This window comes from Cellvibrio sp. (assembly GCF_053579595.1).
Genome location: NZ_JBRFPI010000362.1, coordinates 1 through 4,529 on the forward strand (window position 1 = coordinate 1; position 4,529 = coordinate 4,529).

The following is a 4,529-nucleotide window of genomic DNA, read 5'->3' on the forward strand; positions in this document are numbered from 1 at the left end:
TTTAAGCGGTGTGATGTAGGAGACATAGTCGTGCCAGAGTACGCTGCCGTCTTCCAGTTTTTCCGGGATCGATTCTATGTGTGTCCAAATCATGCCGCGCTGCGGATGGTTGATGCGCACGGTAGCCACCCAGGGCGTAAGGTGCGCGGCGGAATAGGAGACGCTTTCGCCCACCCAGCCCACATCATCCGGATGAATCACGCCAAAGACTTTATTCGCCGATATCGCCACATCCTCCGGGCTCACGTCGTAAATGTTTTTGATCCCGGGGCTGGCGTAGGGAAAAAATGAACTGCCATCGGGGCGCAGTTGGAATTGATAGAGAAAGCCAGGCAAGCGCTCGCTGAGTTTTTGGAAGCGCTGCAAAATATCTTTTTTCTCGGCATCCTGTTGCCAGCGCTCCACCACCGAACTGATCCAGCGCGCCAGCAGGCGCACAAAGTCCTTGTCGAGCGCATCGTATTGGTGATGGCGGGTTTTGCGTGAATTGAAACAGAGGGTGCCGTAAATCTTACCGCCCACCCACAGAGGCGCGCCTATATAGGTCTCAACCTGGGTCAACAGATACGCGGGGTGCTGGCGAAAGTTGCTCGCCGGAATATCATCTTCCGCCACTACATCCTGCAGGTTTACTGTGAGGCTGCAGTAGGTTTTAGCAAGCGGGCTAACGAGCGGTGCATCGCGCTGTCCCTGGGCGGAAAACTGCACATGAATGCGAAATTCATCCCCGTTAATCTGGCTGATGATGCCGTTGCTCAACCCCAGATAGCGCGCACCCAAACTGAGCGCACGGCGCAATTGTTCGTCCGGGTCAACGGCTGAGAGCGAGGCGATTTCATTAAGCGAGTGGAGCGCAGCCTGCTGGCGGATACTGATCAGCTCGGTGTTTTTGCGCTCGGTAATATCGGTGTAGACCCCCACCATCAGCGCCGCTTTGCCACTCTCCGTCCACTCGACTACTTTGCCGCGGGTGAGAATCCACTTGTAGCTGCCATCGTGGATTTTGAGCCGGTACTCATTTTCGTACATGGGCGTTTCGCCTTTGATATGGCGAATAATGTCACTGTAACTCATACGTTTGTCAGCGGGGTGGACGCGGCTCATCCACTCGTCCAAATCAAGCGAGTTGGGCGACTCGGGCCCAATGCCGCAGAGCTGCCGCCATTCGGGCGAGAAGCGGGCTTTGTCGTTCGCTATGTCCCACTCCCAAAAGCCAGAGTCACTGGAGCGCAGCGCCAGTGCCAAACGCTGGCGCGCCTGCTCACTGACCCCATGCTCCTCGCGCAACTGTTCGCCGTGCTGCTCCACCAGACTGCGTAAATACCGGCGATTAAAGCGGACAAAAGCCACTAGCAGCAAAAGTGCGCACACCAGTGCAGTCATCCACTTGGCGATCACCCGCTGGCGGATAGATAAATAATCCTCATAGGCCGGGGTGATATCGTTCCAGACCAGCATGGCCAAACCCGATTGCTGCACTGGCAGCCCCGATTGCTGCAACGGCCACCAGGAGGCGACGTAAGTCTTACCTTCGTTGTGCAGCAATTGCCCCTGCTGGTTGATAGGGATCATGCCCCGGCTCCACCAGTTATGAAGTTGCGGATCAGTCGTGTCCTCCAGACGCCAGTCATCCACCGTGGTCGGGTTCTGCTGGTTAAGCTCCTGCCGGGTCTGTTCCCAAAGTATTTGCTCAACCGCCGCCTTGCGAAGAAATACCGCCATCTGAATACCAGACGGCGACTCTTCAGTCTTCTGTGGCAGCGATGACATACCCACTTCCAGCACCGCAATCACTCCACCGGTTTCATCAGCCTTGGCAGTGACCGGCAGAATGGCGCGATAGCCACTCCCCTGACGGGCGACATCGACACCCCAGGTGGGCACCCCGGAGGTAAACGCATTGGTAATGAGCGGGCGCAAGCCACTTAAGCTGTCACCGTAGCGATCGGGGCGATGCATGCGCAAAAAATTCACCGCGCCGGGGGCAAAATACACACTCAATTGCCGCACGCCCAGCGCTTCCATCCCACTCCAGTAATCGTGTAGATGCTCTCGCAGTTCCTGCCTGAGCTGACGCAAATGTTCAGCGCCGCTAGCGCCGTCTTCCGCAACAAATACCTGATGCGCCCCGCGCAATTGGTCGATGACCTGATGATCGCCGCTAATCAGCTGCGCCAATAACATGGCCTGTTGGGTCAGGTCGCGCCCCGATGTGTCCAGATGGTTTTTCTGGGTTTGGGTATTCCAGCTCAGTCGCTCATGCCATACCTGCTGATGAACCCGTAAATCGGCCAACATAAACAGCACAAATACAGCGGCTAAACCCGCGGCAGAAAGCCAGGGCAGCCAACGGTAAAGGCGTTTGTAATTCAGCGACATGAAGTCTCTCAAGCATGTTGTTATAGCGACTGCCGGGAACCGGCAAAGACGCAGTATTACCCCAGTGTAGTGCAAATTTTTAGGGGAGCAGGTCGGCTATCCGGTTGATTACTACTGATCAACCGGGCGAACACACAAGCAGAGAGATGGAGGAGGGATTAATCAGTGGCAGAAGTATCTGTTTCGCTATGTCCAGCGTCAGGTTTGGCGCTATCGGCTTTTTCCGCCCGTTTGCGCCGTGCGTCTTTCGGGTCAGAGGCGAGCGGGCGATAGATTTCCACGCGGTCACCCGCATGCAGGACATGCTTATCGGCGCTGTCCATGCCTTTGGTGCCAAGCGACTGGCCGAAGATGCCCATCTTGGCGGTGCTAATATCCAGATCGGGAAAGTGATCGGCAATTTTGGAGCGCTGTACCGCACTTAGCGCCGTAGTACCCGGCTCGACCAAAAGTGCGATGATTTTTTGTTTGTGCGGCAAGGCGTAAGCCACTTCCACCCGGATAAGATCAAAATCGGCCATGCTGTCTGTCCATCAAAATAAAAGAAATCGAAAATAAAAAGATAAAAAGAATTACTGGTAGACCTGCTTGGCGCGCGCACAGAGCGCATCTACCTGTTTATTGCTCACCCCTTCAAACAACTTGCCCACCGCCATACCCAAGAGACGGTTTTGCAATTCAAATTCCAACTCAAAAGTCACCTTGCACGCCTGCTCGCCCAAGGGCGTAAAACGCCAGACGCCGCGCAAGTATTTAAACGGCCCATCGACCAGATTCATGCTCATGCTGTGCGGCGGCTGCAACTGGTTGCGCGTGACAAAACTTTGGCTCACACCCGCTTTGCTCAGCTCCAGGCGCGCCTCCAGCCAATCGTCGCCACGCGCCAGAATTTTCGCCCCCACGCAGCCATCCATAAATTGTGGATAGGCTTCAATATCGTTGATCAAATCAAACATTTGTGACGCGGAATAATTTACCAACGCCGATCTCTCTACCCGATGAGCCACTTTTTACTCCACCACGATTTACTCTACAAACACCGCACGCAATACGGGAAAAATCCCGTTGTATAAAATTACCAACACCGCGATGGGCGAAATAAATTTCAACACCGGGCGCCAGAGGCGAAACACCCAGGCAGATTCAAATTTTAAATCGTGCAGGATAATTTCATCGCGCAATTTCCAGCCGGTAAACAGCGCGATCAGCACCCCGCCGAGCGGCAGCATAATGTTGGTAGCGATAAAGTCCATGCTGTCAAAATAATTTTTGCCCCATAAGAACTGCAGCTCCGACCAATCATTAAACGAAAAGACCGAGCCGAGGCCAATAACCCAGGAAGTCGTCCCCAGCAACAGGCTCGCGAAAATCCGGTGCAGCCCAAACCGCTCATTCAAGTAGGCGACACCTGGTTCCAGCAGCGAAATAGTCGATGTCCAGGCCGCCAGAATCACCATCACAAAAAACACCGAACCGATCACCAGACCCGCGCCCATATTGCCAAAGGCGACTGGCAGGGTTACAAACATCAAGCCCGGCCCGGCGCCGGGGCTAATACCGGGGGTGGCGAACACAAAGGCGAAGATAGCGACGCCGGCAACCAAGGCCACGAGGGTATCCAGGATCGCGACTATCATTACCGTCTTCCCCACCGATTGGCTGCTCGGCATATAAGCGCCGTAGGCCATGATCGCGCCCATACCCAAGCTGAGGGTAAAGAAGGAGTGCCCCATGGCAATCTGCGCGCCCTCCCAGGACAAATCCTCCAGTTTAAAACTGAACATGAAACGCAGCGAGGTGGCAAACTCCCCCTCTTTAATTGCATAACCCAGCAGGATTAACAGCAATACAAACAGCAACGGCATCATCAAGCGCACGGCTGATTCAAGACCTCGCGTAACCCCCAGCGCGAGCACCGCGATCGTCATCGCTATAAATAATGAGTGCCATTGCAGCATCAGATCGCTGTCGGCGAGCAAACCATCGAACAGGGCTTGCGATGTATCGCCCGTCAACCCGGCAAATTTTCCATCCAAGGCCGCCAATGCATACTCCAGTGTCCACCCAGCAATCACCGAGTAGAAGGATAAAATCAGCAGCCCTGCCAGCACCCCCATCCAACCTATACTCGTCCAGCCCTTGCTGGCTCC

The 4,529-nt window shown here is 54.8% G+C and carries 4 protein-coding genes; all 4 read right to left on the reverse strand.

All coding sequences use genetic code 11. The annotated features are described in order from the left end of the window. Positions 1–2,379, reverse strand: a 2,379-nt coding sequence (locus tag ACWA6V_RS17675; protein WP_449523732.1) for a PAS domain-containing protein, incomplete at its 3' end; no start/stop codon positions are given. Between the two features lie 158 nt (positions 2,380–2,537). Then, entirely contained in the window at positions 2,538–2,900 is a 363-nt protein-coding gene (locus ACWA6V_RS17680; RefSeq protein WP_449523733.1) for an RnfH family protein, read from the reverse strand. A gap of 51 nt (positions 2,901–2,951) precedes the next feature. Next, positions 2,952–3,386 (reverse strand): type II toxin-antitoxin system RatA family toxin, encoded by a 435-nt coding sequence (locus tag ACWA6V_RS17685; RefSeq protein WP_449523734.1) that lies wholly within the window; start codon positions 3,384–3,386, stop codon positions 2,952–2,954. Between the two features lie 18 nt (positions 3,387–3,404). Continuing rightward, a partial coding sequence (locus ACWA6V_RS17690; protein WP_449523735.1) for a sodium-dependent transporter occupies positions 3,405–4,529 on the reverse strand: 1,125 nt, incomplete at its 5' end.

Coding starts and splice junctions, on each gene's coding strand:
- ACWA6V_RS17680 (WP_449523733.1), bottom strand. CDS start 2,900: ATGGCCGATTTTGATCTTATCCGGGTGGAAGTGGCTTACGCCTTGCCG.